The organism is Deinococcus depolymerans, from assembly GCF_039522025.1.
GTDB lineage: Bacteria > Deinococcota > Deinococci > Deinococcales > Deinococcaceae > Deinococcus > Deinococcus depolymerans.
The window spans coordinates 86,404-111,227 of the sequence record NZ_BAAADB010000030.1 but is presented as its reverse complement, the minus strand read 5'-3'; the positions used below and the strand labels follow the sequence as shown (position 1 = coordinate 111,227).

Here is a 24,824-nt window from a genome sequence, read left to right as displayed (position 1 = left end):
ACGCCCGGCAGCGGGACCGGAGGCAGCGGGGAATCCTCTTTCCCCGCTGCCTCCGGTCAGAGAGCGGTTCTATTCCCAGTCGGCCGGGCGGTCCTGAAGCCCGAAGTGCCAGGCGACGGCCTGCGCGATGCGCCGCGCGGCCTGCCCATCCCCGTAGGGGTTGCGGGCTGCGCGCATGGCAGCCAGGGTGGGCTCGCTGTCCAGCAGGTCGTTCAGGACGGCTTCGAGCTGCGCCGGATCGTTCCCGGCGAGTTTCAGCACGCCGGCCTCCACGCCCTCCGGGCGTTCCGTGACGTTGCGCAGCACCGCGACCGGCACGCCGAGCGCCGCGCCTTCCTCCTGCAGGCCGCCGCTGTCGGTGGCGAGCAGGCGCGAGGCGGCCATCAGGGGGGCCATGTCGCTGTAGTCGAGCGGTTCGGTCAGTTCGAAGTTCGGCAGGTGCCCCAGCGCGGGCCGCACGGCTTCCTGCACGGCGGGCGACAGGTGCACGGGGTAGATGAAGTGATGGTCCGGGTGCGCCCGGGCCACGCGGGCCAGGGCCTGGGCCATCTCGCGCATCATGGGCTGGTTCTCGCGGCGGTGCATGGTGACGGTCACGAGCGGCTGGCCGGCGTCCACGCGCGCCTGCCACTCGGAGCGCAGCGGGACGCGGCCCGCGACCTCGCGCACGGCGTCCACGGCGGTCTGGCCGGTCACGAACAGGCCGTGGTCACCCTTGCCCTCGCGGCGCAGGTTCTCGCGGCTGCCGGGCGTGGGCGCGAAGTCCAGGGTGCTCAGCACGCCGGTCAGGCGGCGGTTGGCTTCCTCGGGGAAGGGTTCGCGCAGGTCGCCGCTGCGCAGTCCGGCCTCGACGTGCCCGACCGGGATGCCTTCGTAGAAGGCGCTGAGGGCCACGCAGAAGCTGGTGCTGGTGTCCCCGTGTACGAGGACCATGTCGGCGCCCATCTCGCGCAGGGTCCGCCCGGCCTGCGGGACGATGCGGGCGGTCAGGTCCGCCAGGGTCTGCCGGTCGGTCATGACGTTCAGGTCGCGGTCTGGGGTCAGCGAGAACACGTTCAGGGCGGCGTCCAGCATCTGCCGCTGCTGCCCGGTGGACAGGATCAGGGGCCGCAGGCCCGGCGTGGCCTGAAGCGCCCGGTAGACCGGGGCCATCTTCGTCGCCTCGGGCCGGGTTCCGAAGGCCAGGACGACCGTCCGCTCTGCGGGGTCCGCGCGGCCGGTGAGGTGGGTCACGGCAGGTGTGGTCATGGGTTCAGGTCCTCCCGGGCCGCGTCCGGGCCCGTGGTCGGGGTAGGGTGAAGGGTTCCGGCCGCGTCGGCCGCGTCACGTTCGGCCTGCTCGAGGTGACCGGCGCGGATGCGGCGGTACGCCACGAAGAACAGGCAGGCGGCGGCGCTCAGGACGGTGCCCAGGATCGCCGGGGGCCGCACGCCCTGCAGGCTCATGCCCAGCGCCCCGCAGGCCAGCGCGACCAGCCACAGGATCACGGCGGTCCGGCGGGCGCTGGAGGTGCGGGCCAGCACCCGGTGGTGAATGTGGGTCTTGTCCGGGTGGCCCAGCGGGTTGCGGATGCCGCGCGCCAGCCGGCCGATCACGACCTGGGTGGTGTCCAGCAGTGGGAGGGCCAGCACGATCAGCGGCACGAGCAGACTGGCCCCCGCGCTGAATTTCAGGGTGCCGAGCAGGCTCACGGCGGCCAGCGTGAACCCGAACAGGGTGCTGCCGGCGTCGCCCATGATGATGCGGCTGGGGTTGAAATTGTGCCGCAGGTATCCCAGCGCCGCGCCGGACAGGCCGGCCAGCAGCACCACGGCCGCCGCGCGGTCCGTGAACTGCGAGGCGGTCGCGAGCAGCACGAAGCTCGCGACGAAGGCCACGCCGCCCACCACGCCGTCCACCCCGTCGAGCAGGTTCACGGCGTTCGTGAGGGCCACGACCCACACGACCGTCATGAGGGTCGAGAGGATCATGTTCAGCGGTTCGGGCAGGACCGGCAGGAACGGAATGGCGTTGATGTCGATGCGCAGGTCGTTCACCAGCAGCAGTACGGCCGCCAGGGTCTGCACCAGCAGCCGCGACAGCGGTGACAGGCCGTACTGATCGTCGATGAACCCGACGAGCACCAGCATGGACGCGCCCAGCAGGATGGCCAGCACCTGGATGTTCACGATGTCCACTGCGATGGGCCGCAGCGCCCACGCCACGATGATGCTCACCAGGAACCCGCCGTAGATGGCCAGCCCCCCGGCGTTCGGCAGCGGCTCCTTGTTCAGGCGCCGCTCGTTGGGCTGGTCGGCCCAGCCGACCTGAATGGCGAACACCCGCAGGCGCGGAATGAACACCCACGTGAACAGCCAGGCGGTGAAGAAGGTGACCAGCACGCTGATGAAGCCGCGTCCGGTCAGGTCGGAGATGCCCAGTTGGGCGGCAAGAGCCTGCAAAGAATCCATAAACGGCCCCAAGTGTAAAGGCTGGGCGGGTGGGTCAGGTCACACCAAAGGAGGACATGCCGGCCGGGGCGGGGCGGGCGGGGGCGGCCGGCCGGTCACTTCGTGCCGTAGATGCGGTCGCCGGCGTCTCCCAGACCGGGAACGATGTACCCGTGGTCGTTCAGGTGCGAGTCGACGGCCGCGACGACCATCTCGACGTCCGGGTGCTCGCGTTCGATCAGGGCGATGCCTTCCGGCGCGGCGAGGATGCACATCAGCTTGATGCTGGTCGCGCCGGCCTCCTTCAGGCGTTCGATGGCGGCGACGGCGCTGCCGCCCGTGGCGAGCATCGGGTCGGTCAGGAACACGCGCCGCTCGGCGATGTCGGTGGGCAGCTTGTTGTAGTACGCGACCGGCAGCAGGGATTCCGGGTCGCGGTACAGGCCGATGTGCCCGACCTTGGCGGCCGGGACGAGCTGCACGATCGCGTCGGTCATGATCAGCCCGGCGCGGAGGATGGCGACCAGGGCCAGTTTCTTGCCGCTCAGCATCGGGAATTCGGCCTGGGTGATGGGCGTCTGCACGGTCTCCTGCACGGTCTCGAGGTCGCGCATGGCCTCGTAGGCGAGCAGCAGGCTGAGTTCGCCGGCCAGTTCGCGGAATTCCTTCACGCCGGTGTGGACGTCACGCATGACCGAGAGTTTGTGCTGGACCAGGGGGTGGGTAACGACAGTAACCATGCCCCCCACGATACCGGCTCGGGCCTGCCCGGAGGCGACCGACGCCGGACGGTCCTGCCGCCGCAGGGTCACGGCAGGGCCGGCAGCCGCGCCAGCACGTGCCGGGCGCGCGGCAGTTTCTCGGCGCGCTGACCGTCGAATTCGTAGGGTTCGTTCATCAGCAGCCAGTACAGGTCGTGCAGGGTGGTCAGTGCCAGGTACGCGCGGTAGCGGGTGAGCGTGATGGGCGCGTGGTCTGGCAGGAACTCCAGCGCGAGCCGCAGGCTCTCGTCCGGCGCAAGCAGGTCCAGCGTGCCGGTCTTGAGCAGCGCGAGGTCCCGCAGCGGGTCGTCCCAGCCGGATTTCGTCCAGTCGATCACCAGCAGCCGCTGGTCCGGCCCGGCCTGATCCGTGATCAGGATGTTGTCGTGCCAGAGGTCCAGGTGGCAGAACGAGGCGGGGCGGTCCAGCAGGCCGCGTTCGAGGGGAAGCTCGACCGCGTCGAACAGGTCCTCGAGCGGGTAGGCGGCCAGGGCGCTGCGGAAGCGCTGCAGACGCTCGCGGACGCGGCGCAGGTCCACCACGCCGCGCTGCTCACGGTGCAGGGCGCCCAGCACGGCGCGCAGCGGGCCGGCGGCGCGGGTCACGTCGGCCGGACGCAGCGGGCGGCCCGGGAACTGCCGCATGACGAGCGCCTCGATGCCGTCTGCTTCCAGCGCGTCGATCACCCAGTCGCCCAGCCCGGCGCGGCGCAGGTTGTCGGCCTCGGTGCGGTGGTCGCCCTGCTGGTTGCGGTAGACCTTCACGATCACGCCGTCCGCCGTGGCGTACACGCGGCTCTGCATGCCGGCGTCCAGGGGACGCAGCGGCCCGAAGCGCGCCTCGAGCACCGGGAAGCGGGGCGACGGCGCGTCTCCGTGCGGGGCGGACCTCAGGGTCAACGGGCGCTCCGGCCGGTCCCGTCGTGTGTCGCGGGCTCCCCCGCGCGGTCCCGGGCGGTCAACGGAACAGACGGCACGCGGCTCACTTCGGCAGTTTCTCCAGCAGGCCGACCAGTCGGGCGTCCAGGGCCTTGCCGGCGTGCGGTTTCAGGCGGTCCACGTCGCCCATGCGCACGAACGCGTTCGCGACGGCCAGGATGCGGGCGTACAGGGGAATGTCCTCGCCGGCCAGTTTGTCCGGTTCGCCCTGCCCGTCCCAGCGCTCGTGGTGGTGGCGGATGGCCTTCTGCGCCTCGGCGAGGTGCGGCACGCCATGCAGGAAGTTCGCGCCGACCAGCGCGTGCCCAGGCTCGCCGTGCAGCTTGCCGAGGTCGTGCAGGGTCGCCGCGAACCACAGTTCGTCCAGTTCCCGCCCGGCCAGGCCCACCATGCGCCCGAGCTTCATGCTGATGTCCGCCACCGACTGCGCGTGCCCCAGCGAATCGAACTCGCGGCTCTCGACCGCCTCGACCAGGGCGGCGGTCAGCTGCCGCGCCGCCTGCCGCCATTCCTCGCGGCCCTCCAGCACGCCCAGCAGCGGCGCGACGGCCGCCGCCCATTTCGTGACGGCCTCCTGCGCGCCGGGCGTCACGCCTTCCGGGCCGGTGCGGTCGAGGACCAGCGCGCCCAGGTTCCGGCCCCGGTCGCTGAGCGGCACGACCAGCGACACCGTCACGTCCCGCAGGCCGCAGCTGTCGAGCAGGGCCGTGACCTCCGGGCCGTTCTGCTCGTACAGTTCGCGGGAACCGTCGGCCAGCACGCGTGGCCGCAGGGCCGACCAGGGACCGCTGAGCGCCGCGCCCAGCAGCTCCTTCGGGTAGCCGAACACGGCCGCCACGCGGTCCTGGCCGCGCCGCACGACCGCGTACCCCTGCACGGCGCCGCCCAGCAGGGTCGCGGCGTACGACAGCGCGCCTTCCAGGATGCCCTCCTGCGAGGGTCGGGACAGCAGGTCCGACAGGACGCGCGTGGCGTCCAGCGGCTCTCCCGGCACCGAAATCCCGGTCTTGCGCGGGTCAGGAGTGCCTGGGGCCGGGGGCTGGGTACGGGGGCGTCGGAACACGTTGCCCGTAGTATACCCGCGCTACGCTGCGCCTCATGACCCAGGCACGCCCCTCCCCCCACGCCGCCGTGACCGATCCTGTCCGGGCCGGTTACGCCCGTTATGCCCAGCAGGCCGAACGCTGGCTGGGCCGCTACCAGCAGCAGGGTGGCCGCGTGTTCTGCGGCGCCGGCTGTTTCGCGTGCTGCAACATGCCCATCCGCGTCAGTCTGGCCGAGGCGCTGATCATGACGGCCGCCCTGACCCCCGAGCAGGCCCGCGCGGTCGAGGCGCACGCCCGCGCCGCCGTCGCCAACGCCCGCACCGCCCGCAGCGACGAGCAGTACGTGCAGCGCCACCGCGACGAGGTCGGCTACTGCCCGATCCTGAACCGCGAGACCGGCGGGTGCAGCCAGTACGACGCGCGCCCCACCCGCTGCCGTGACACCTTCAGCGCCTTTCCCGCCACGTACTGCGAGAGCGGCACCCTGGAACGCATGACGCGCCGCGAGCAGGCCGAGTACCGCCGCGAGGTTGCCCGCACCCCCGGCACCGACGGCGAACTGCACTTCATCGCGCCGCTGGAGCACCTGTCTGAACCCGTGTGGGTCGCGGCCTCCCGCGCCATGCGCCAGAGCTGGGGCCTGGAAGTCTGGGGGGATTTCTGGCTGCTGACCACCCTGGGGGCCGACTCCCGGTTCATGTCGGCCGTCTCGCAGGGCAACGCCCGCGCCGCGTGGCAGATCGCGTCCGGGCGGGGGCTGGCACACCGGATGCTGCTGGAAATGGAGTGATACGGACTCCGATTGAAGGGGCTGCAAAGCCCGTTCGATCCGAGCGGATGCGACTCGGAGAGCTTCTCCGCAGAGAAGGAGCAAATCGGGTTCCGGACGTGGAGCTGGCAATCCGGTGAAGTTCCGGATTGTCGGCGAAACAAACGGCAGTCTGTATGATACGGACTCGGAGAGCGGTCCCGCAGAGTGGGCGCACAGAGGACGGTCGGGCGTGGCGTTGGCAACCCGGTGCGCTGGCGGGGTGTGAACGAAACGCGTGGTGAGTGGAACAGCGTGTGCGCGGCGTGCGTGAGCCCGTCAAGCCCATCACACTCAAGTCCATCACCCATGGCCGACTCCCCGCTTCCTCGTCCCCGCGGCCCGCTCCCCTGCCCCAGCCGAAAGCAGCGTCCCCGGACCTTTCATCCGGGGACGCTGTGCGTGGTGGGCGGTGAGGGATTTGAACCCCCGACCAATCGCGTGTAAGGCGAGCGCTCTACCGCTGAGCTAACCGCCCGCTGCGGCCTGACATCTTAAGGGGCGTGGGGTCAGGCTTGCAAGGGGGCGGCGCGGCCGGGGCAGGGGGCATTGTGAGCGGCGGCGCGCGGGAGGCGGCGTTTCGGGTATACTGGGAGCGTAATTCCTCGAACGAGGGGTGGGTGGCAACCCACCTTTTTTCGTGGAGGGGGTGGTTTTCAGGCTGGATTCACAGCCGACACAATATGAATAACAACGGAAGCAACAATCAACTTGAGCAGATCGCGCAGTCGGCCCTTACTCCGCTGGGGTTCGAGGTGCTGGAAGTGCAGGTGCAGAACCTGGGCGGGCAGCCGATCGTGCTGGTCCGCATCGACCGGCTGGACGAGCAACCCGTCACGGTGGAGGACCTGACGAAAGCCAGCCGCGCCGCCGAGGCGGAATTCGACCGGGTGGACCCCATCACCGGCGAGTACCGCCTGGAATTCGAATCGCCCGGCGCCAAGCGTCCCCTGACGCGCGCCCGGCACTTCGAGCGGATGCTGGGCCTCAAGGCCCGCGTGCGCGGCGAGGGACACGCCTTCACGGCGCCCATTGCCGCGGTCGACGGTGACCTCGTGAGTTTCGACGTGGCCGGTGAGCGCGTGACCCTGCGCGCCGGGGAATTCCAGGCGAACCTCGCGGAGTTCCCGGACCGTCACCGTTAAGTCGGGCCGGGCCCGCCGCGCGGGACGCCCCGTTTTGCCCCCCAACAAGGAAGAGTGAGATGACCCAGCCAGAATTCAACTTTGCCGACGCCCTGCGAGAAGTGGCGCAGGCCCGCAACATCAACGAGATGCAGCTGATCGAGGCGTTCGAGCAGTCGCTCGCGCAGGCCTACACCCGCAACGTCGAGCCCGACAAGCGCATCGAGGTCCACCTGGACCCGCAGAGCGGTGAACTGGAAGTGCTCGTGGTGCGCGAGGTCGTGGAGAAGGTCGAGGACGAGCACCTGCAGATCTCGCTGGCCGACGCGCTGGAACTCGATCCCGGCGTGGAAGTCGGCATGGAGATGGAGTTCCCCGTCGACCGCGAGAAGTTCAGCCGCATCGCGCTGCAGGCCGCCAAGCAGACCCTGACGCAGAAGATGCGCGAAACGGAACGCAACGTGGTCTTCAACGAGTACAAGGACCGCGAGGGTCAGGTGCTGACCGCGCAGGTGGTCCGCAGCGACAACAAGGGCAACTGGTTCGTGGAACTCGGTGCCGGCGAGGCGATCCTGCCGCCCCGCGAGCAGATTCCGGGCGAGAAACTCACGCCGGGCAACCGCGTGAAGATCTACCTGAAGGAAGTCCGCAAGACCCCCAAGGGCCCGACCATCCTGGCCAGCCGCGCCGACGAGCGTCTGCTGGACTACCTGCTCAAGCAGGAGATTCCCGAGGTCGCCAACGGCATCGTGGAGGTCAAGGCGATCAGCCGCGAGGCCGGTCAGCGCTCCAAGGTCGCGGTGTTCTCCCATAACAGCAACGTGGACCCCATCGGCGCGTGCATCGGTCACCGCGGGAACCGCATCCAGGCCGTGACGGGCGAGCTGGGCCGCGAGCGCGTGGACGTGATCCTCTGGGACGCCAACACCCGCGACTTCATCCGCAACGCGCTCTCGCCCGCCAAGGTGGGCCTGATCGAGGTGCAACCCGACCGCCGCGAGGCGACCGTGACCGTCACGCCCGACCAGCTGTCCCTGGCCATCGGTAAGGGCGGGCAGAACGTGCGCCTGGCCGCCAAGCTGACCGGGTTCAAGATCGACCTGCGCGAGACGGCGGCCATCAGCGACCTGGACGCCGCGATGCAGCAGGCGCTGGCCGACGAGCAGGAAGGCCGCGACAGCGGCAACGCCCAGTCCGCATTCGACGCGCTGTTCAAGGACAGCAAGTCGGTCGCGACCGCCAGCCCGGACGACGTTCAGGAGTAAGAGTTGACGGTCTCCCCCGCTCCCCGCAGCCCGGACCGGCACACGCCGGAACGGACCTGTGTCGCGTGCCGCCGCCGGCGTCCCCAGTCGGAATTCACGCGCCTGACGCGGACAGCCGCGGGATGGGCGCTGCGGCCCGGAGCGCGCGTGGGGCGCGGCGCGTACGTGTGCGCCGACTCCCCGGACTGCTGGCAGCAGGGGCGACTCCGCCGCGCGTTCGGCGCGCAGGCACCGGCCATCGCGGCCCTCCTGACCGGACGGGGCGCATCCGACCGACCTGATCTCAGCGGCGCTGTACCGGCCGCACCAGAATCAACCCCGCACGCACCCGCACGGGTCCGTGACGGGTCTCACCGGAGGTGAGCATGTCGAAAGTTCGAATCTATACCCTCGCCAAGGACCTTGGCGTCGATAACGCCAAAATGCTGGAACTGCTCGACGGTCTCGGCGTCTCCTACAAGAGCGTCAGCAGCACCATTGAGGAAGACACCGTCGAGCTGATCAAGCAGCTGCTCGCCGAGGAAGCCGCCTCGGGCGCCCCCGCCGAGGCGAAGGCCGCCGCACCGGAAACGGCCGCCGAAACCGTCACCCCCGAAACGCCCGCCACGGCCAGCGCCCCCGCCGAGAGCGCCGCGAGCGAGATCCCGCACCGCGCGCCCGTCGTGACGATCATGGGTCACGTCGACCACGGCAAGACCAGCCTGCTGGACTACATCCGCAAGACCAAGGTCGCCGCCAAGGAAGCCGGGGGCATCACCCAGCACGTCGGGGCCTTCGAGGCGCAGACCAGCAAGGGCAAGATCGTGTTCATCGACACGCCCGGCCACGAGGCCTTCACGACCATCCGCGCGCGTGGCGCGAACGTCGCGGACATCGCGATCATCGTGATTGCCGCCGACGACAGCCTGATGCCGCAGACCCGCGAGGCCATCGCGCACGCGCAGGCCGCGAACGTCCCCATGCTGATCGCCATCAACAAGGTCGATCTGCCGCAGGCCGACCCGGACCGCGTGAAGACCGACCTGACCCAGCTGAACCTCGTGCCCGAAGAGTACGGCGGCGACCTCGTGGTCGTGCCCGTCTCCGCCAAGACCGGCGAGGGCGTCGAGGACCTGCTGGAGTACATCAGCCTGACCGCCGAACTCGAGGACCTGCGCGCCGACCCCAAGGGCACCTTCGGCGGCGTGATCATCGAGGGCAAGGTCGACAAGCAGGCGGGCGTGCTGGCCACCGTCATGGTGCAGGAAGGCACGCTGCACGTCAGCGACTTCCTGGTTGTCGGTGAGAACTACGGCAAGATCAAGGCCATGACCGACAGCAACGGCAACCGCATCAAGGAAGCCGGACCCAGCACGCCCGTGCAGGTCCTGGGCTTCAGCGAGGTGCCCAGCAGCGGCGAGAAGGTCCAGAGCGCCAAGAACGAGCACGCCGCCCGCGAGATCGTCGCCGCGCGCGCCAGTGACCGCCGCGACGCCGAGAACGCCCGCGTGCAGCGCCGCCTGACCCTCGAAGAGATGATGGGGCCGCTCGGCAGCGTCCGCACCGTGAACCTGATCCTGCGCGCCGACACGCAGGGCAGCGTCGAGGCGATCCAGGGCATCCTGGCCCGCAAGGAAAGCGACGACGTCAAGATCAACGTGATGCTCGCCGGCATCGGCGCGCCCACCGAGGGTGACGTGCTGCTGGCCAGCACCGCCGAGGCGACCATCCTGTGCTTCAGCGTCACCGCGTCGGGCGGCGTGAAGAAGGTCGCGGACACCAAGGGCGTGGATATCAAGTCCTTCCGGATCATCTACGAGCTCATCGACGAGGTCGACCGCCTGATCAAGGGCAACGTCGAACCCGTGTTCGAGGAGCAGTACCTGGGTCGCGCCGAGGTGCGGATGCTGATCAAGCACCCCAAGAGCGGCACCATTGCCGGTTCGTATGTCACCGACGGTCTCTTCAAGCGCAACGCCAAGGCCAAGGTCACGCGCGGCAAGCAGGTCGTCTACGAGGGCACCATCGTGGGCCTCAAGCGCTTCAAGGACGATGTGCGCGAAGTCAGGACCGGTTTCGAGTGCGGCATCAACCTCGACTGGAACGACGTGATGGAAGGCGACATCATCGAAGCCAGCGAGATGGTGGAAGTCGAGCAGAACTAAGCTTCACCGTGAAAGCCGGAACCTCCGCGTGGGGTTCCGGCTTTTTCGTGGCGGCGGTCACTCGTTCGCGGCGGGCGTGACGAACAGTCGCCAGTGGTCGTCCCGCAGGCGGGTGTCGCGGGCAGGTATGGGTTCCAGGATGACGGTGAAGGGAGCGCCGTTCTCCTGGCCGGTCAGGGTGAGTTGCACGCCCTGACGCGCCCAGCGCAGACGTTGCGGGGAGCCGCCCGCCTGGGTCAGCGTGAGGGTCTGACCGCTGACCTCGTAGCGTCCGGCACCTGTGGCGGGGTCATCCGGGCAGTTCATCCGCTCGGTGCGGTACAGCGGAGCGAGGCTGGTGCGGTGGGCGTTCAGGGCCAGGGTGCGCCAGCGGCAGTCGTCCGCGATGTCCGGGGCGGGGCGGGAGTCGGCCGTGACGCGGTACACGCCCGCAAGATCGTGGGGAACGGGACGGGGGGACCACTTCTGCACGGAGTCCAGGGTGGTCAGGAGGGGCGCACAGGTGACGTACCCCAGAACCACCACCCGCGCGAGTGCCCGCAGCGGGCGGGAGCCGGGCAGTCCAGGCGGGGCGGGCAGCGGCCGGGTGGGTTCGTTCCGCAGGGCCCGCCAGAGGTTCGGCAGGTGCGGCCACAGGATCGCCACGGCCAGCGGCGCGGGCCGTCCAGCCCCGGTCACCCTCGGCGCGGCCCCAGGCGAACGCGACGCTCAGGGCCAGTCCCGCGTTCAGGCCGAACAGGATGAAGGCGCTGGGCGGCTCTCCGGTCAGGGGCGGGCCGGTCTCTGCGGCCAGGGGGCGGGCCAGGGGCATCAGGGTCACGCCGTACCAGCCGAGCAGGGTCAGCAGCACCCAGCATGCCAGCCAGCGGAGGCCCAGTCCGGGCGGCGTCTCGGGCAGGGACGTGAAGGCAGTCACCCTGCCGATTGTGCCTGCCCGCTGACGGCGTGGGCGCCTCACATGACCAACCCCCCGCCACGGGGACGGGGGGCTTCTGGGGGGGGCAGGGTGTGGGGTTCAGGTGCCGCTGGTGGTGTCGCTGGCGGCCGCCCCGCCCTGGTCCGTGCCGCCTTGGTACGTGCCGCCCTGGTCCGCGCTGCCCGCCGGGGCGCCGGGCTGCTGACCGCGTGGGCCGCGCTGACCGTCGCGGGGGCCGTGGTCGCCGCGCATGCCGTGGCCGCGTCCGCCGCCGAAGCCGAAGGGGTTCTCGGCGAGGCGCGCTTTCATGTCGGCGGCGCGGTCGGCGGGGATGTCTCCGGCCTTCACGGCGGCGTCGATGGTGGTCGTGCCGGCCTTCACGGCGGCCGCCCTGAGTTTCTCGGGGGTGGTGTTCAGCTGCGCGGCGAGGTTCTTGATGAAGGTGTCGGCGTAGTTGGTGCCGCTGCGGGCGGCGCGGTCCTGCTGGCCCTGGGTCTGGCTGTTCTGCGCCGGTCCGTTCTGGGTCTGGCCGGGCTGGGCGGGTTTCACGCGCTGCGGGGCAGCGGTGGTATTGCTGGCGCTGGTGCCCGCGCCGCCCTGCTGGGCGAACACGAGGCCGACCGTCAGGGGCAGGGTGGCCAGGGCGATCAGGGGCAGGCGGGTCTTCAGTGGGGTTCGCATGGGGACGCTCCGTGGTGGTGGGATGGGTGGCCCGTGGCGGCGGGAGCCGGACCGTTCATGACGCGGTGCGGGCGGCCGGGGGCCAGGCGTTGAACATTGCGTGCCGCTGTGGACTGAGCTCCGGAGTTCAGCCACGCCGGCAGTGTGCAGGACCGGTGTTAAGGGGCGGCTAACAGGCGCGGTGCCGGCCGGTGACCCGGGTGCCCGGGGGTGGGGCGGGGTTCTGCTATGCTGGGTCGCTTTGATCCGTCTGCTGTCCCTCCCGCCCGCGTGGCTGGCCCGCCTGAGCGCGTGGCCCGGGGTGCTGACGTTCCTGTCGCTGCTGGCCGTGGGCTTCTCGACGCCTGCGCCGGCCCCGGACGTGGGCGGGCGGGTGTCGTCGGGGCGGGTCACGCCGGTCCTGCCGGAATTACGGCCCGCGCCGGGTGCGCCGGTGCCGGTGCCGTTCCCGGCCTCACCGCCGCCCGCGCCGTTCCGGGTGCCGGGCCTGCGGGTCCGCCTTGAGTCGCCGTCTGTGCGCTGGTCGCCGCCACTGCGCCGCCCGGTCCTGAGCGTGCTGGGCAGGCGGCAGTCGGACGGGGGTTGAGGGACCGCTCCCGGCCAGCCGGGAAGGGGCCGGTTCTGTCCCGCCCCTTCTCCGGCAGACCGCCCGGTCTTCAGTGGCTCCCGCGTTGCGGGGAAGCTGGACGGGCCCTTTCCTCCTCTCTCTCTCTCTTTCTTCTGGAGTTGTTCCTGTGACCTACGGTAATAATCGCAACAAGAACGGCCGGCGTCCGCCGCCGCGCCGCGCCGCACCCACGGCGTCGAAACCCAACCTCTGGACCGGGCTGCTGCTGCTGCTGACGCTGCTGGCGTCCCTGGCGTTCATCTGGCGTCCCTGGGAGCACCAGAACAATCTCTGGAGCGTCTGGAACGACAAGTTCCAGTTCATGACGCTGGGCCTGGACCTCAAGGGTGGCCTGCGCGTGGAACTCGCCCCGGAGTCCGGCAAGGCGACCAAGGATGACCTGGACCGCGTGAAGACGGTCATCGAGAACCGTATCAACGCGCTGGGTGTGGCCGAACCGACCGTGACGGTCGCCGGCGGCAAGCGCGTCGTCGTCGAGATTCCCGGCGCGACTCCGGCCGTGCAGCAGCGGGCGCTGGAAATCATCCAGCAGACCGCACGCCTGGAGTTCCGTATCGTGCAGCCCAACCAGCAGCCCGATCCCAAACTGGCGGCCGAGAAACCCCGTTCGGGCGGCTACACCCTGGCGCAGCTCGGGCCGGTGGAGGCGACCGGTGAGGTCATCCAGAATGCCCAGGCGGCCACCGATCCCCAGTCGGGGCGCTGGATCGTCACCTTCCAGAACACCGACAAGGGTGCCACCACCTTCGGGGAGTTCACGGGTAAGAACGTGGGCAAGCTGATGGCCGTGGTCCTGGACGACCAGATTCAGAGCGTGGCGACCATCCAGCAGCGCCTGTTCCGGGACGTGCAGATCAGCGGGAACTTCGACGCCGAGGAAGCTGGCCAGCTCGCGCTGGTGCTGAAGTCCGGGGCGCTGCCCATCAAGATCAAGACCGAGGCGCAGCGCTCCATCGGGCCGACGCTGGGGGCCGACGCGATCCGCAGCGGCGCCATTGCGGCCGTGGTGGGGATCGCGCTGGTGTTCGTGATGCTCTTCGCGTACTACGGCCTCTGGTTCGGGCTGGTGGGTGCGCTGGGCCTGCTGTTCTCCAGCGTCGTGATCCTGGGCATGCTGGCCGGCTTCGGGTCCACGCTGACGCTGCCGGGCATCGCGGGTCTGGTGCTGACGATCGGCGCGGCCGTGGACGGGAATGTGATCTCCTTCGAGCGCATCAAGGAGGAGCTGTACCGCGGGAAGGGCATCAAGAACGCCATCGGGGCGGGCTATCAGCACTCCATGGCCGCGATTCTGGACGTGAACGCCTCGCACCTGCTGTCGGCGCTGGCGCTGTACAACTACTCGACCGGTCCCGTGAAGGGCTTCGCGGTGACGCTGATGATCGGCGTGATCGCGGCGACGTTCTCGAACCTGGTGTTCGCGAAGTGGTTCATGGAGTGGCTCGCGCAGCGTCGGCCGAACATGAGCGCCCCGCAGTGGATCAAGGACACGAAGATCGACTTCATCCGGCCGGCGCCGATCATCACGACGCTCAGCGTCCTGCTCGCGATTGCCGGTGGCGTGGTGCTGGCGACCCGCCCGCTGAACTACGGCGTGGACTTCACGAGCGGCACCACCCTGGCCATCAAGACCTCGGCCGCCACCGATACCGAGGCCGTGCGTTCGGCCGTGGCGGGTGCGGGCGTGGCGAAGGTGACGGAGCAGAGCGCCAGCATTCAGCGGGACGTGGTTCCGGGCATGAGCGGCGCGACGTACACCATCAAGGTGCCGGAACTGACGGTGGCCGAGACGCAGCGCCTGAGCGCCGCCATCACGAAGCTGCCGCAGGGTGAGGTGCAGTCGACCGAGACGGTGGGGCCGGCGGTCGGGAAGGAGCTGACCGACAAGACCGTGAAGGCGGTGCTGCTGGGGATGGCCCTGATCCTGGTGTACGTGGGCTTCCGCTTTGACTTCATCATGGGACTGGGCAGCATCCTGGCCGTGCTGCATGACGTGGCGATCGTGATGGGCCTGTACTCGCTGCTGGGGCTGGAGTTCACCATCGCGTCCGTGGCGGCGCTGCTGACCCTGATCGGGTACTCGCTGAACGATTCGATCATCGTGTCGGACCGTATCCGCGAGAACATCCGGGAGATGCGTGGGCGGCCGTACCGCGAGATCGTGAATGCCAGCATCAACCAGACGCTGTCGCGGACGGTGATGACGTCGGTGAGCACCATGCTGCCGCTGATCAGCCTGCTGGTGTTCGGTGGCCCGGTGCTGCGTGATTTCAGCCTGGTACTGCTGGTGGGGATCATCATCGGGACGTACTCGAGCATCTACATCGTGGCGCCGCTGGTGGTGTACTTCGAGGAGTGGAACCGTCGCCGCAAGGCGGGGGCGCAGGCCGCGAAGGCCTGAGCATTCCTGCCTGAACGCTGCCTCCGGGTCACTCCGGGGGCGGTTTTCATTTGATACACCAAGAGCCGTCAGACGTGTCACTCGACAGGCCGGGGCGGGGCGGGGTATGCTGCCAGTCGATGAGCATGCACGACCAGAAGACCGTCGCCATTGTCGGCGGAAGCGGCTACGCCGGCGGGGAATTCCTGCGCCTCGCCCTGAACCACCCCCACCTGAACGTCACGCAGGTCACCAGCGAACGCAACGCCGGGGCCATGGTCAGCATGGTTCACCCCAACCTGCGCGGCCGCACCAACCTCAAGTTCCGCCGGGGAGCCGAACTGGACGAGGCCGATATCATCGTGCTGGCCCTCCCGCACGGCCACGCCGCCCACCGCATCGCGGAATTCGAGGCCAAGGGCAAGGTCATCGTGGACCTCTCGGCCGACTTCCGCCTGAAAGACCCTGAGGTGTACCGCGCCACCTACGGCGAGGCCCACCCCGCGCCCGACACCCTGGGAGACTGGGTGTACGGCAACCCGGAACTGCACCGCGAGGACCTGCGCGGCGCGACCCGCATCGCCTGCGCCGGGTGCTTCGCCACCAGCGTCATCCTGGCGCTGTACCCGCTGCTGAAACTGGGCGTGCTGCTCCCCAAGGACATCATCGCCACCGGACTGGTCGGCAGCAGCGCCGCCGGGGCCAGCGCCAGCGACTCCTCTCACCACCCGGAACGCGCCGGGAGCCTGCGGGTGTACAAACCCGTCGGGCACCGCCACACCGCCGAGGCGCGGCAGGAGTTGCCCGGCCACTTCCCGCTGCACCTGACGGCCATCAGCACCCCGCGCGTGCGCGGCATCCTGACGACCGCGCAGGCCTGGATTCCCGACGGGTACAGCGACCGTGACGTCTGGAGCGCCTACCGCGAGGTGTACGCCCAGGAGCCCTTCATCCGCATCGTGAAGGTCGCCAGGGGGATTCACCGCTACCCGGACCCCATGCTGCTCGACGGCACCAACTACTGCGACATCGGCTTCGAGATGGACCAGGACACCGGCCGCGTCGTCCTGATGTCCGCCATCGACAACCTGGTGAAAGGCACCGCCGGGCACGCCATCCAGAGCCTGAACATCGCCCTGGACTGGCCCGAGACGACCGGGCTGGAATTCGCGGGACTGCACCCGGCGTAAGCGGGGAGGGGGAAGCGGGGAGGGTCATACGGACTCGGATTGAATGGGCTGCAAAGGCCATTCAATCCGAGCGGAGCGACTCGTCGAGCTGCCCCGCAGAGCAGGAGAGAAACGGGTTCTGAACGTGGAGTTGACAGATCAGTGGTGTTCCGATCTGTTAACGAAACAAACGGAATCCGTATCGGACCACCGACCTGCTTCCCAGGCTTGCAGCGAACGGCCCGCCCGGAATATCGGGGCGGGCCTTCTGCTGCCTGCCTTCAGCTGTCCGCTTGCAGGGTGAAGCCCCCCTTGGGGTTCTCGTGCAGGCGGGCGAAGGGCGCGTCCGGGTCGTGGGGGGTGCAGATGGTCGCCTGCTGCTCGAACCACGCGCCCAGGTGGGCCTTGCGGGTCTCCAGGGTGGTGACCGGGTACAGGTCGTAGCCCATGATGTACGGCGTGGGCGCGTGCGCCAGCGTTGGGATCAGGTCCGCGACGTACACCAGCGTCTGGCCCTCGCTGCGCAGCACCACGCCCTGCTGCCCGAGGTTGTGGCCGGGCAGCGGCAGGACGCTCAGGCCGGGGCGCAGTTCGTGCTCGCCGTCCACGACGTCGAACAGCCCGGCGTCACGGATGGGGTCGATGTACGCGGGAATGTAGCTGGCGCGGCTGCGTTCGTGGGTGTGCCGGGCGTCGTGGAGTTCCTGCTTCTGCACCACGTACCGGGCGTTCGGGAAGGTCGGGTCGCCCAGCAGGGTGACGTTCCGCCCGGCGTGATCGAAGTGCAGGTGCGTGTTGATGACGAGGTGAATGTCGCCCGGGGTCAGGCCCAGGCGGTCCAGGCCCCGGAAGACGGTCTCGTCGCGGTCGAGGGCGTACATGCCCTCGAACTTCTCGCCGCCCTGGTCCCAGAAGCCGGTCTCGACGAGGATGTTCTCGCCGCCCAGCTGGATCAGCAGCGGGTTGATGCGCAGGCGGATGCGGTTGAGGTCGTCGGCGGGCGCGGCGCGTTCCCACAGGACCCTGGGGACGCTGCCGAACATGGCGCCCCCGTCGAGGCGGAACTGTCCGTCGGTCAGGGAGTGGACCTGCGCTTGGCCGATCTGGCGGGTGTGGTTCCAGGACATGCGCCAGAGCCTAACAGACGTTCGTTAGGTGTGTGCCGGGAGGGGCGTTTACCCGGGCGGGAACAGCCCTGATCACGGGTACAGGTGCGGCTGCAGGAACGGCGCGAGGGTCAGCGCCAGCGCCTGCCGCCACACGTCCGGGCGGGTCACGAGACCGCCGCTGAGTGCCCCGACCGTGCCCACACCGCGCTTGAGGTCACGGGTGCCGAGCAGGCTGTCCATCAACGTCCCGAGTTCCTGACCGGCCAGCACGCCGGGCAGGATGGCGGGCGGGACCGGCAGCTCCGCCGTGCGGCCCGCGTTCACGCCCGACACGTGCGCCACGGCCACCACGCCGAACAGCCAGCCTCTCCCCCCCTCATCCAGGCGCACGCCGCCCTCCAGCCCCACGCCCCACAGGGCGCCGGGCTGCGCGAGGGCGGCCGCGGCGCGGTTGGCGGCGCCCCGCGCCGTCTCTGGCACGCCGATGGGCTGGTCCGGCACGCCGCTGGGCACCTCCACGCCCTGCACGGTCGGGGTCGCGGGCAGGCCCAGGTCGGCGGCCAGCGCCGTGAAGACCTCGCGGACCGGCTGGACCTTGCCGGGGTTCAGCGAGCCCACGAACACGCTCACGCGCCGGCCCCGGCCGGGGGCAGCGTGCCGCTCAGGCGGCGCAGCAGGGCCACCTGACCCCAGTGGTACGCGCTGTGCACGGCCAGGTCGGTCAGCACGTCGCGGGCGCGGCTGCTGGGGTCGCGGGCCAGGGCCTGCGCCTCGGCCAGTCCGGCCCGCAGTTCGGCGAGCGCCTCCAGGAACCCGGCCTCGGTCAGGGGGCGCTCCGGCCAGACGTTCAGGCCCTCGGGCCAGCCGTCCGCGCGGCCGGACGCGATGTTCAGGCTGGCGCGCTGCGTGACGCTCAGGTGCCAGATCACGTCGGCCAGGGTGTGCGGCAGGCCGGCGTGCGGGGCGTTCGCCTCCGCCCAGGTCAGGCCGGCCAGCAGGCCGTCGGCCGCCCGGAACGACGCGCCGCCCAGCAGGGACAGTTGCAGCAGGGTCGGTTCGGTCATGCCCGGAGGCTAGCGCACCGGCGCCTCCCGGTTGCACACTCCTTAACTGACCGGTGGGTCATTCATGATCAAGGGAAGCTCAAGACCGCATGGCGGCTGCGTAAAGTCCCCCCGGGTCCACGTCACACCCGCCACTGTCACACTTGACAGGACAGCGACGACAAGCCGCCCCGGCCGTCCCCCAAGGAAACCACCATGCAGACAGTCCACACTCCACCCTCCCTGACGCCCGTCCCCATCGAGATCCTGCTGGTCGAGGACAGCGAGGCCGACATCGTCCTGACCCGCGAGGCCTTCGCGGACGCCGGCGTGCTGAACAACCTGCACGTCGCCCGGGACGGCGTGGAGGGACTCGAGATGCTGCGCGCCGCCGACGGCCTGCCCCGCCCGGACGTGATCCTGCTCGACATCAACATGCCGCGCATGAACGGCCTGGAATTCCTGCAGGAAATCAAGCGCGACCCGGACCTGATGACCATTCCCGTGATCATGCTGACCACCAGCCAGGCCGAGGAGGACATTCTGCGCTCCTACCAGGCCTTCGCGGCCAGCTACGTGGTCAAGCCCGTCGAATTCGGCCGTTTCTACGAGGCGATCCAGGCACTCGGCCGCTACATGCTGACCATCGTGCGGGCGCCCCTTCCCCCCCACTGACCGGCGGCGGCTCCCCAAGGCACCGGAGTGTCAACGAAACAGCCCGGAATCCGTATGATCCGGACCCCGATTGAATGGGCTGCAAAGACCATTCAATCCGAGCGGATGCGACCCGGAGAGCTGCTCCGCAGAGGAGGAGCTGGGCGGGTTCCGGACGTGGAGTTGACAGATCGGTGCTGTTCCGATCTGTGAACGAAACAGACGGAATCCGTATCAGTCGCGGCGGCGGGCGCTCACGGCAATCAGTGCGTCCCAGCGGTCCGGTTGTTCCGGGTCGTCCAGGGCGGCGCGGTTGCGGCCCTCGAAACCGCAGGCCGAGCAGCGGTGAGTGATGACCCAGCCCTTCTTGCCACTCTGCTCGACCGCAACCGGCACCATGTCCCCGTGACAGGTGCAGGCACGGTCACCGGGCAGCACGTCCACATGCCGGCTGTGCAGGCACTCCGGGCAGTGGTTGCGCACACTGCCGTTGCGCAGCGGCTGCACCTGCGCGCCGCAGAAGCCGCAGGTAAAGGCGTTGTTCGTGCCGACCACCGTGAACCGCCGTCCGCTCACCCACGCCTCCTGGCCCGCCGCGCGGCGCTGCGGGCCTCCCAGCGGCTGTCCAAGAACGCCCGGATGGACGCCGTGCCGACCAGCGCCGTTCCCAGGATCAGGTACACCAGCCCCGCCGCGCTGACCACCCATCCCTGCCAGGCGGCCGTGCCGGTCAGCATGCCCACGATGAACACCAGCAGGCCCGCCACGAACGAGAACCCCACGGTCAGCCGCCACGCCAGGACGCTGCCCCGCCACACCATCCCCAGCAGGAACACCGTCAGGCACATCGACAGGACGCCCTGCCCGACGTTCTGCGCGCGCCCCTGCACCAGGGACGCCACGAACGGCAGGGAACTGGTCATCAGCAACCCGGTCAGGACCGCCAGGGTCGGGACGCGGCCCGCCGGCGCCAGCGCCGGATCGAAGGGAGAAACCCCAGCGGGCGGCGGGCCAGCCGGCGCAGGGGACGGGGAAGGACGCTTCGAACTCACGGTCCGCATTCCATCACACCCCACCGCGGGAAACGAGGGCGAAGGTCACGCCCGCCCGGCATGCCGTAGCCTGCGCGCATGACCTTGATCCAGAGCGTGAACGTCGGACAGGCCCGGCCCCTGCAGGTCGGGACGCGCAGCACCCGCAGCGGCATCGACAAGCACCCGGTCAGCGGTCCCGTGCAGGCCGGACCGCTGGGCCTGGAGGGAGACCAGGTGCTGAACACCCGGCATCACGGCGGCCCGGGACAGGCGGCGTACCTGTACACCAGCAGCGACTACGACTGGTGGACGCAGCAGGGTCTGGCGGTCCGGCCCGGACTGTTCGGCGAGAACCTGACCCTCAGCGGTCCCCCCAGCGCCGACTGGCGGGTCGGGGACCGCCTGCAGATCGGCGGGCCGGGCGGCGTGACGCTGGAGGTCAGCGCGCCGCGCATTCCCTGCGCCACGCTGGCCGCGCACCTGGGCGACCCCGGCTTCACCCGCCGCTTCGCTCAGGCGGGCCGGCCCGGCCTGTACGCCCGCGTCCTGACGCCCGGGCCGGTGCAGGCGGGTGACCCCGTGACCCTCACGCCCGCCGGGCCGGACGCGCCGAGCATCGGCGAGCTGTTCGAACTGGACCTGCACGGCACGTACCGGGGTCAGCCGGTCACGGCGCACGCCCTCGTCGCCCTGCTGACCCACCCGCTGGCCGAACGCAGCCGCGCCGACCTGCAGCGACGCCTCGCGAAACTCCAGGCGGCCGGGACGCCCTGAAGCGGGCGCGGGGCCGCGCGCCGCTCAGCCTTTCAGGCGGTCGGCGTAGTGGGTGCGGAGTTTCGCGACCTTCGGGGCGATGACCGCCACGCAGTACGGCTGGCGCGGGTTGTTCGCGTAGTAGTCCTGGTGGTAGTCCTCGGCCACGTGGAACTCGGTGGCCGGTTCGATGCTGGTCACGATGGGCCGCCCGAACACGCCCTGCGCGTCCAGGTCCGCGATCACCGCGCGGGTCTGCGCGTCCTGCTCGGGCGTCAGGGGGAAGACCGCGCTGCGGTACTGCGTGCCGGTATCGGCCCCCTGGCGGTTGAGGCTGGTGGGATCGTGCGTGGCGAAGAACAGGCCCAGCAGGTCCCGGAAGTCCACCTGCGCCGGGTCGAAGGTCACGCGGACCGCCTCGGCGTGCCCGGTGGTGCCGCTGCACACGCTGCGGTAATCGGGGTTGGGGGTGTGCCCGCCGATGTAGCCGCTCTCGATCTTCTGCACGCCGCGCACGTCCTTCAGGACCGCCTCGGTGCACCAGAAACAACCGCCGGCGAGAATGGCCTGCTGCGCTCCACTGGGATTCGTCATGGGTCCATGATGCCGCGCGCCGGCCCGGCCGACGGGAAGCGGCGGCACGGTTGCCGCTTCGCTCAGCGGATCAGGAACAGGCGCGCGGCGACCAGCAGCACGATCAGGCCGTACATCCACTTCACGAAGGCGCTGCCGCGCAGCATCGCCATTCGTGCGCCCAGCGTGGCGCCCAGCGCGTTGGCCACCCCCATCGGCAGGCCGATCCACCAGACCATCTGCCCGCCGATCAGGAAGAACAGGAACGCGCCCAGGTTCGTGGCGAAGTTGATGGTCCGGGCGTTCCCGCTCGACCGCACGAGGTTGAAGCCCGCCAGCGCGAACAGGAACATCAGGAACGTCCCGGTGCCCGGCCCCAGGAAACCGTCGTACGCGCCGATGATCAGCGCGCCGGGCAGCGTGAGGGCCAGCGTCCGGCCCGTCAGGCCGGGGTAATGGTCCTCCAGACCGAACCGCTTGTTGGCGAGCACCAGCGCGCCGACGCCCAGGATCACCACGCCGATCAGCGTGCGGAAGGCGTCGGGGTTCACGAACTGCACCAGGAACGCGCCCACGGCGCTGCCGGTCAGCGCCAGCGGAATCAGGCGCAGCACCAGGGCGCGCTCCACGTGCCCCCTGCGCCAGTACTGCACGGTGGCGCTCCCCGACCCGAAGATCGCCAGCAGCTTGTTCGTGGCGACCACCTGCGCCGGACTGAGCCCCATCAGGAACAGGGTGGGCAGCGTGATCGTCCCGCCGCCCCCCGCGACCGCATCGATGAAACCGGCCAGAAAGGCGAGCGGGAGGCCGTACAGCAGCACTTCAGGTCCAGGCACCAGCGGACTCTAGCAGGGGGCGCCGGCACTGTGGAGCGTGGTCGGGGCGGGCCTGCCCCGCCCCGGTCCTTCCCGGGTCGCCCTTCCCGCTCCCGGCTTGCCTCCTGCGCGGCCCTCACGTGTTCAGACGCCCGGCCAGGAGGACACCCGGGCCCGTGCTAGCCTCGCCTTTATGACCCGAGATTCCTCCGGCACGCCCCCCACGTCTCCTGCCCTGTTCGATACGGCGGTCGTGGCGGGCGTCGGCCTGATCGGGGGAAGCGTGGCGCTGGGCTTACGGCAGCGCCTGCTGGCGCGGCGTGTGATCGGCCTGGACGCCAGCCCCGACGTCCTGCGCGAGGCGCTGGCCCTGGGCGTCGTGGACGAGATCCAGACCGCCCCGGGCGAGTGGCTGCGCGCGGCGGACCTGGTGGTGCTGGCCGCGCCCATGCGGGCGCTCGCGCCGCTGGCCCGCGACCTCGCGCCGTTCCTGAACCCGCAGGCCCTCGTGACGGACGTGGGCAGCGTCAAGGGCGGCATCGCCGCCGAGATGGAACGCCTGGGCGTCCGGCACTTCGTGGCAGGGCACCCCATGGCGGGCAGCGAACGGGGCGGCGTGACGCACGCCCGCGCGGCCCTGCTGGAGAACGCCGTGTGGGTCCTGACCCCCACCGACCACACGCCCCTGACCGCCCTGAGCCGCGCCCGGACACTGGTCGAGGGGCTGGGCGGCGCGCCGGTCGTGATGCCCCCCGACGCGCACGACGCGCTGGTCGCGACGATCAGCCACCTGCCGTACCTGGCGAGCCTCGCCATGACGCACATGGTGGCGCGCGACGAACGGCTGAGCCTGCTGGCCGCCGGCGGGTTCCGGGACCTGACGCGCGTGGCGAGCGGTGACCCGCGCATGAGCCGCGACATGGTCGTCGAGAACCGCGAGGCGCTGCGGGAAGCCCTGGCCCGCTTCCGCCGGCAACTCGAACGCCTGGAAGCCGACCTGGACGAACCGGAAGAACTGCTGGCCGCCGCGCTGGAAGGCAAACGCACCCGCGACAGCCTGCCGATCGTCAAGCGCAGCCTGCTGCCGCAACGGCACGACCTGGTCGTCGCCGTCCCGGACCGACCCAACCAGCTCGGGGCGGTCACGCAGACACTCGGCGCGGCGGGCGTGAACATCAAGGACATCGAGGTCCTCGCCATCCGCGAGGAGGGCGGCGCGATCCGCCTGGGCCTGGAATCGCCCGAGGACGTGCAGCGCGCCGCCGGCATCCTGAGCAGCGAGGGCTTCGAAGTGCGGGGCCGCTCCTGACCCGCCCCTCCCGGTCCAGATGACCGCGCCGGCGCACATCCGGCCGCGCGGCACGTGCGCTACGGTGGGACGCTGATGTCCGATCCTGCCACCCCTGTTCCGCCGGCCAGTCCGGCGTCCCCGGCCGGGACCGGAACCACCCGCGCGGCCCGCACGCCGCTGACGATGATCGACGTGTTCCGCGGGCTGACCATCACGGAGGTCGTGCTGCACCACACCACCGGCATGACCCTGCGCCACCTGACGCCCGGCTCGCTGTCGCACGAGGCGGTCATGATCCTGAACCGCACCCTGCACTTCGCGGTTCCGGCGTTCGTGTTCCTGTCGGCCGTGGTCCTGACCCGCAGCCTGCTGCGTCACTTCGAGCCTCGCCGGTACTTCTGGCGCCGCCTGACCCGCGGCGGCTGGCCGTACCTGCTGTGGAGCGCCCTGTACATGCTGTGGTACGTGTGGACCGGCCAGCGCGCACCGGAAACCCTGACCGACCCGGCCCGCTGGTGGTCCTACCTGGCGTACGGAAAGGCCAGTTACCACCTGTACTTCCTGCTGGTCGCGCTGGAGGTCTACCTGATCCTGCCGCTGCTGCTGCCGCTGGCGCGGCGGCGGCCCAGCATCACGGCGGCGCTGCTGGTCGGCCTGGGCATCCAGCTGGGACTGTACCTGCTGAACCGCGAACTGCTGCGCCTGCCGTTCCCCGCCAGCACGGTCCTGTGGTACCTGCTGCCCGTCACGCTGGGCGCGGCGGTCGGCGCCCGCCTGGACGAATTCCCCGCCTGGTGGCGGCGCCGGCGGCCGGTCCTGCTGCCGCTGCTGGGCGCCACGTACCTGCTGTACCTGCCGGCGGCCCTGGCGTACGTGCGGGGAGAGCCGGTCACGCCGCTGCTGTACAGCGGTCTGAGCTGGGTGTACACCAGCCTGATGGCCCTGACCCTGCTGGGCCTCGCGCACCGCGTGCAGCGCACGGCCCCCCGGGCGCAGCAGGTCCTGGCGACCCTGGGCAGCGTGAGCCTGCAGGTGTACCTGCTGCACCCGGCGCTGCTGCAGGCGCTGGAGCGCTGGCATCCGCCCGGCGGCACCGCCGCTGCGGTCGTGCTGATGTCCGGTGGCTACGCGCTGCTGGCCCTGCTGCTGCCGGCCCTGCTGGGACGCGCCCTGCTGAACACCCGCCTGAGCACCCTGCTGTTCGGCCGCTGACCGGCCCCGCCCGGCGGGTCGCATCCGTGACCGGTCCTGGCACCCCAGTCA

Annotated in this window: 26 protein-coding genes and 1 tRNA gene; 12 read left to right on the top strand and 15 right to left on the bottom strand. The window is 70.3% G+C overall.

The features are described 5' to 3' along the window. Positions 1-69: 69 nt before the first annotated feature. The 5 genes from wecB to ABDZ66_RS15105 form a co-directional block, all read right to left on the bottom strand. Positions 70-1,248, bottom strand: a complete 1,179-nt coding sequence (gene wecB / locus ABDZ66_RS15125) for a non-hydrolyzing UDP-N-acetylglucosamine 2-epimerase (RefSeq protein ID WP_343760650.1) — start codon at positions 1,246-1,248, stop codon at positions 70-72. Then, entirely contained in the window at positions 1,245-2,450 is a 1,206-nt protein-coding gene (locus ABDZ66_RS15120; protein WP_343760648.1) for an MraY family glycosyltransferase, read from the bottom strand. The genes wecB and ABDZ66_RS15120 overlap by 4 nt, the downstream gene beginning before the upstream one ends. 95 nt (positions 2,451-2,545) lie before the next feature. Beyond that, positions 2,546-3,169, bottom strand: coding sequence for a uracil phosphoribosyltransferase (gene upp, locus ABDZ66_RS15115; RefSeq protein ID WP_078305035.1), 624 nt, complete (start codon positions 3,167-3,169; stop codon positions 2,546-2,548). 68 nt (positions 3,170-3,237) lie between these two features. Continuing rightward, positions 3,238-4,089, bottom strand: a complete 852-nt coding sequence (locus ABDZ66_RS15110) for a phosphotransferase (protein ID WP_343760645.1) — start codon at positions 4,087-4,089, stop codon at positions 3,238-3,240. Positions 4,090-4,171: 82 nt separating this feature from the next. Continuing rightward, a complete protein-coding gene (locus ABDZ66_RS15105) occupies positions 4,172-5,191 on the bottom strand; it encodes an HD domain-containing phosphohydrolase (protein WP_343760643.1) in 1,020 nt (339 codons plus the stop codon). A gap of 35 nt (positions 5,192-5,226) precedes the next feature. Between ABDZ66_RS15105 and ABDZ66_RS15100 the strand changes: the two genes are divergently transcribed. Further along, positions 5,227-5,964, top strand: a complete 738-nt coding sequence (locus ABDZ66_RS15100; protein ID WP_343760641.1) for a YkgJ family cysteine cluster protein — start codon at positions 5,227-5,229, stop codon at positions 5,962-5,964. A 421-nt stretch (positions 5,965-6,385) separates the two neighbouring features. Here ABDZ66_RS15100 and ABDZ66_RS15095 read toward each other — a convergent pair. Then, a tRNA-Val gene (locus tag ABDZ66_RS15095) sits at positions 6,386-6,460 on the bottom strand. Positions 6,461-6,665: 205 nt separating this feature from the next. Between ABDZ66_RS15095 and rimP the strand changes: the two genes are divergently transcribed. The 4 genes from rimP to infB are packed head-to-tail and all read left to right on the top strand — an operon-like array spanning position 6,666 to position 10,515. Next, a complete protein-coding gene (gene rimP, locus ABDZ66_RS15090) occupies positions 6,666-7,127 on the top strand; it encodes a ribosome maturation factor RimP (protein WP_343760639.1) in 462 nt (153 codons plus the stop codon). Between the two features lie 59 nt (positions 7,128-7,186). After that, positions 7,187-8,371, top strand: a complete 1,185-nt coding sequence (gene nusA / locus ABDZ66_RS15085; protein WP_343760637.1) for a transcription termination factor NusA — start codon at positions 7,187-7,189, stop codon at positions 8,369-8,371. Positions 8,372-8,374: 3 nt separating this feature from the next. After that, positions 8,375-8,734 (top strand): YlxR family protein, encoded by a 360-nt coding sequence (locus ABDZ66_RS15080; protein WP_343760635.1) that lies wholly within the window; start codon positions 8,375-8,377, stop codon positions 8,732-8,734. Between the two features lie 2 nt (positions 8,735-8,736). Beyond that, the gene (gene infB / locus ABDZ66_RS15075) at positions 8,737-10,515 is read left to right on the top strand and encodes a translation initiation factor IF-2 (protein ID WP_343760631.1); all 1,779 of its coding nucleotides are present in this window, start codon (positions 8,737-8,739) and stop codon (positions 10,513-10,515) included. Positions 10,516-10,572: 57 nt separating this feature from the next. On the opposite strand, the gene ABDZ66_RS15070 is transcribed toward infB, so the two are convergent. Both ABDZ66_RS15070 and ABDZ66_RS15065 read right to left on the bottom strand, forming a co-directional pair. Continuing rightward, complete coding sequence (locus ABDZ66_RS15070; protein ID WP_343760629.1) at positions 10,573-11,193, bottom strand: hypothetical protein; 621 nt, start codon at positions 11,191-11,193, stop codon at positions 10,573-10,575. A 337-nt stretch (positions 11,194-11,530) separates the two neighbouring features. After that, positions 11,531-12,112 carry a hypothetical protein gene (locus ABDZ66_RS15065; protein ID WP_343760627.1) on the bottom strand — a complete coding sequence of 194 codons (582 nt, stop codon included), beginning with the start codon at positions 12,110-12,112 and terminating at the stop codon, positions 11,531-11,533. 241 nt (positions 12,113-12,353) lie between these two features. On the opposite strand from ABDZ66_RS15065, the gene ABDZ66_RS15060 reads away from it, so the two are divergent. The 3 genes from ABDZ66_RS15060 (at position 12,354) to argC (ending at position 16,310) form a co-directional block, all read left to right on the top strand. Next, positions 12,354-12,698, top strand: a complete 345-nt coding sequence (locus ABDZ66_RS15060) for a hypothetical protein (RefSeq protein ID WP_343760625.1) — start codon at positions 12,354-12,356, stop codon at positions 12,696-12,698. A 148-nt stretch (positions 12,699-12,846) separates the two neighbouring features. After that, entirely contained in the window at positions 12,847-15,141 is a 2,295-nt protein-coding gene (gene secD, locus ABDZ66_RS15055; protein WP_343760622.1) for a protein translocase subunit SecD, read from the top strand. Between the two features lie 125 nt (positions 15,142-15,266). Continuing rightward, positions 15,267-16,310 carry an N-acetyl-gamma-glutamyl-phosphate reductase gene (gene argC / locus ABDZ66_RS15050; protein ID WP_425544445.1) on the top strand — a complete coding sequence of 348 codons (1,044 nt, stop codon included), beginning with the start codon at positions 15,267-15,269 and terminating at the stop codon, positions 16,308-16,310. A gap of 260 nt (positions 16,311-16,570) precedes the next feature. Here argC and ABDZ66_RS15045 read toward each other — a convergent pair whose 3' ends face one another. From ABDZ66_RS15045 to ABDZ66_RS15035, 3 genes are all read right to left on the bottom strand, one after another. Further along, the gene (locus tag ABDZ66_RS15045; protein WP_343760616.1) at positions 16,571-17,416 is read right to left on the bottom strand and encodes an MBL fold metallo-hydrolase; all 846 of its coding nucleotides are present in this window, start codon (positions 17,414-17,416) and stop codon (positions 16,571-16,573) included. A 72-nt stretch (positions 17,417-17,488) separates the two neighbouring features. Beyond that, complete coding sequence (locus ABDZ66_RS15040) at positions 17,489-18,028, bottom strand: DUF84 family protein (RefSeq protein ID WP_343760613.1); 540 nt, start codon at positions 18,026-18,028, stop codon at positions 17,489-17,491. Continuing rightward, positions 18,025-18,462, bottom strand: coding sequence for a DinB family protein (locus ABDZ66_RS15035; protein ID WP_343760611.1), 438 nt, complete (start codon positions 18,460-18,462; stop codon positions 18,025-18,027). Before ABDZ66_RS15035 ends, ABDZ66_RS15040 begins: the two co-directional genes overlap by 4 nt. 195 nt (positions 18,463-18,657) lie before the next feature. Here ABDZ66_RS15035 and ABDZ66_RS15030 point away from each other — a divergent pair, with 195 nt between their 5' ends. Beyond that, positions 18,658-19,116, top strand: a complete 459-nt coding sequence (locus ABDZ66_RS15030; RefSeq protein WP_343760609.1) for a response regulator — start codon at positions 18,658-18,660, stop codon at positions 19,114-19,116. Positions 19,117-19,329: 213 nt separating this feature from the next. On the opposite strand, the gene ABDZ66_RS15025 is transcribed toward ABDZ66_RS15030, so the two are convergent. Next, on the bottom strand, positions 19,330-19,671 hold the full coding sequence (locus ABDZ66_RS15025; protein WP_343760607.1) for an RNHCP domain-containing protein: 342 nt from the start codon (positions 19,669-19,671) through the stop codon (positions 19,330-19,332). Next, complete coding sequence (locus tag ABDZ66_RS15020) at positions 19,668-20,156, bottom strand: hypothetical protein (RefSeq protein ID WP_425544440.1); 489 nt, start codon at positions 20,154-20,156, stop codon at positions 19,668-19,670. The genes ABDZ66_RS15025 and ABDZ66_RS15020 overlap by 4 nt, the downstream gene beginning before the upstream one ends. Positions 20,157-20,225: 69 nt before the next feature. On the opposite strand from ABDZ66_RS15020, the gene ABDZ66_RS15015 reads away from it, so the two are divergent. Beyond that, entirely contained in the window at positions 20,226-20,903 is a 678-nt protein-coding gene (locus ABDZ66_RS15015) for an MOSC domain-containing protein (protein ID WP_343760603.1), read from the top strand. 24 nt (positions 20,904-20,927) lie between these two features. Here the strand turns inward: ABDZ66_RS15015 and msrA are convergent, their stop codons facing one another. Next, positions 20,928-21,476 carry a peptide-methionine (S)-S-oxide reductase MsrA gene (gene msrA / locus ABDZ66_RS15010; protein WP_343760600.1) on the bottom strand — a complete coding sequence of 183 codons (549 nt, stop codon included), beginning with the start codon at positions 21,474-21,476 and terminating at the stop codon, positions 20,928-20,930. Between the two features lie 62 nt (positions 21,477-21,538). Further along, positions 21,539-22,291: a TSUP family transporter gene (locus ABDZ66_RS15005; protein ID WP_343760597.1), complete on the bottom strand. Its 753-nt coding sequence runs from the start codon at positions 22,289-22,291 to the stop codon at positions 21,539-21,541. Between the two features lie 172 nt (positions 22,292-22,463). Between ABDZ66_RS15005 and ABDZ66_RS15000 the strand changes: the two genes are divergently transcribed. Together ABDZ66_RS15000 and ABDZ66_RS14995 are read left to right on the top strand one after the other, a co-directional pair. Continuing rightward, positions 22,464-23,579: a prephenate dehydrogenase/arogenate dehydrogenase family protein gene (locus tag ABDZ66_RS15000; RefSeq protein ID WP_343760593.1), complete on the top strand. Its 1,116-nt coding sequence runs from the start codon at positions 22,464-22,466 to the stop codon at positions 23,577-23,579. A gap of 75 nt (positions 23,580-23,654) precedes the next feature. Then, complete coding sequence (locus ABDZ66_RS14995; protein ID WP_343760590.1) at positions 23,655-24,773, top strand: acyltransferase; 1,119 nt, start codon at positions 23,655-23,657, stop codon at positions 24,771-24,773. Positions 24,774-24,824 lie beyond the last annotated feature (51 nt).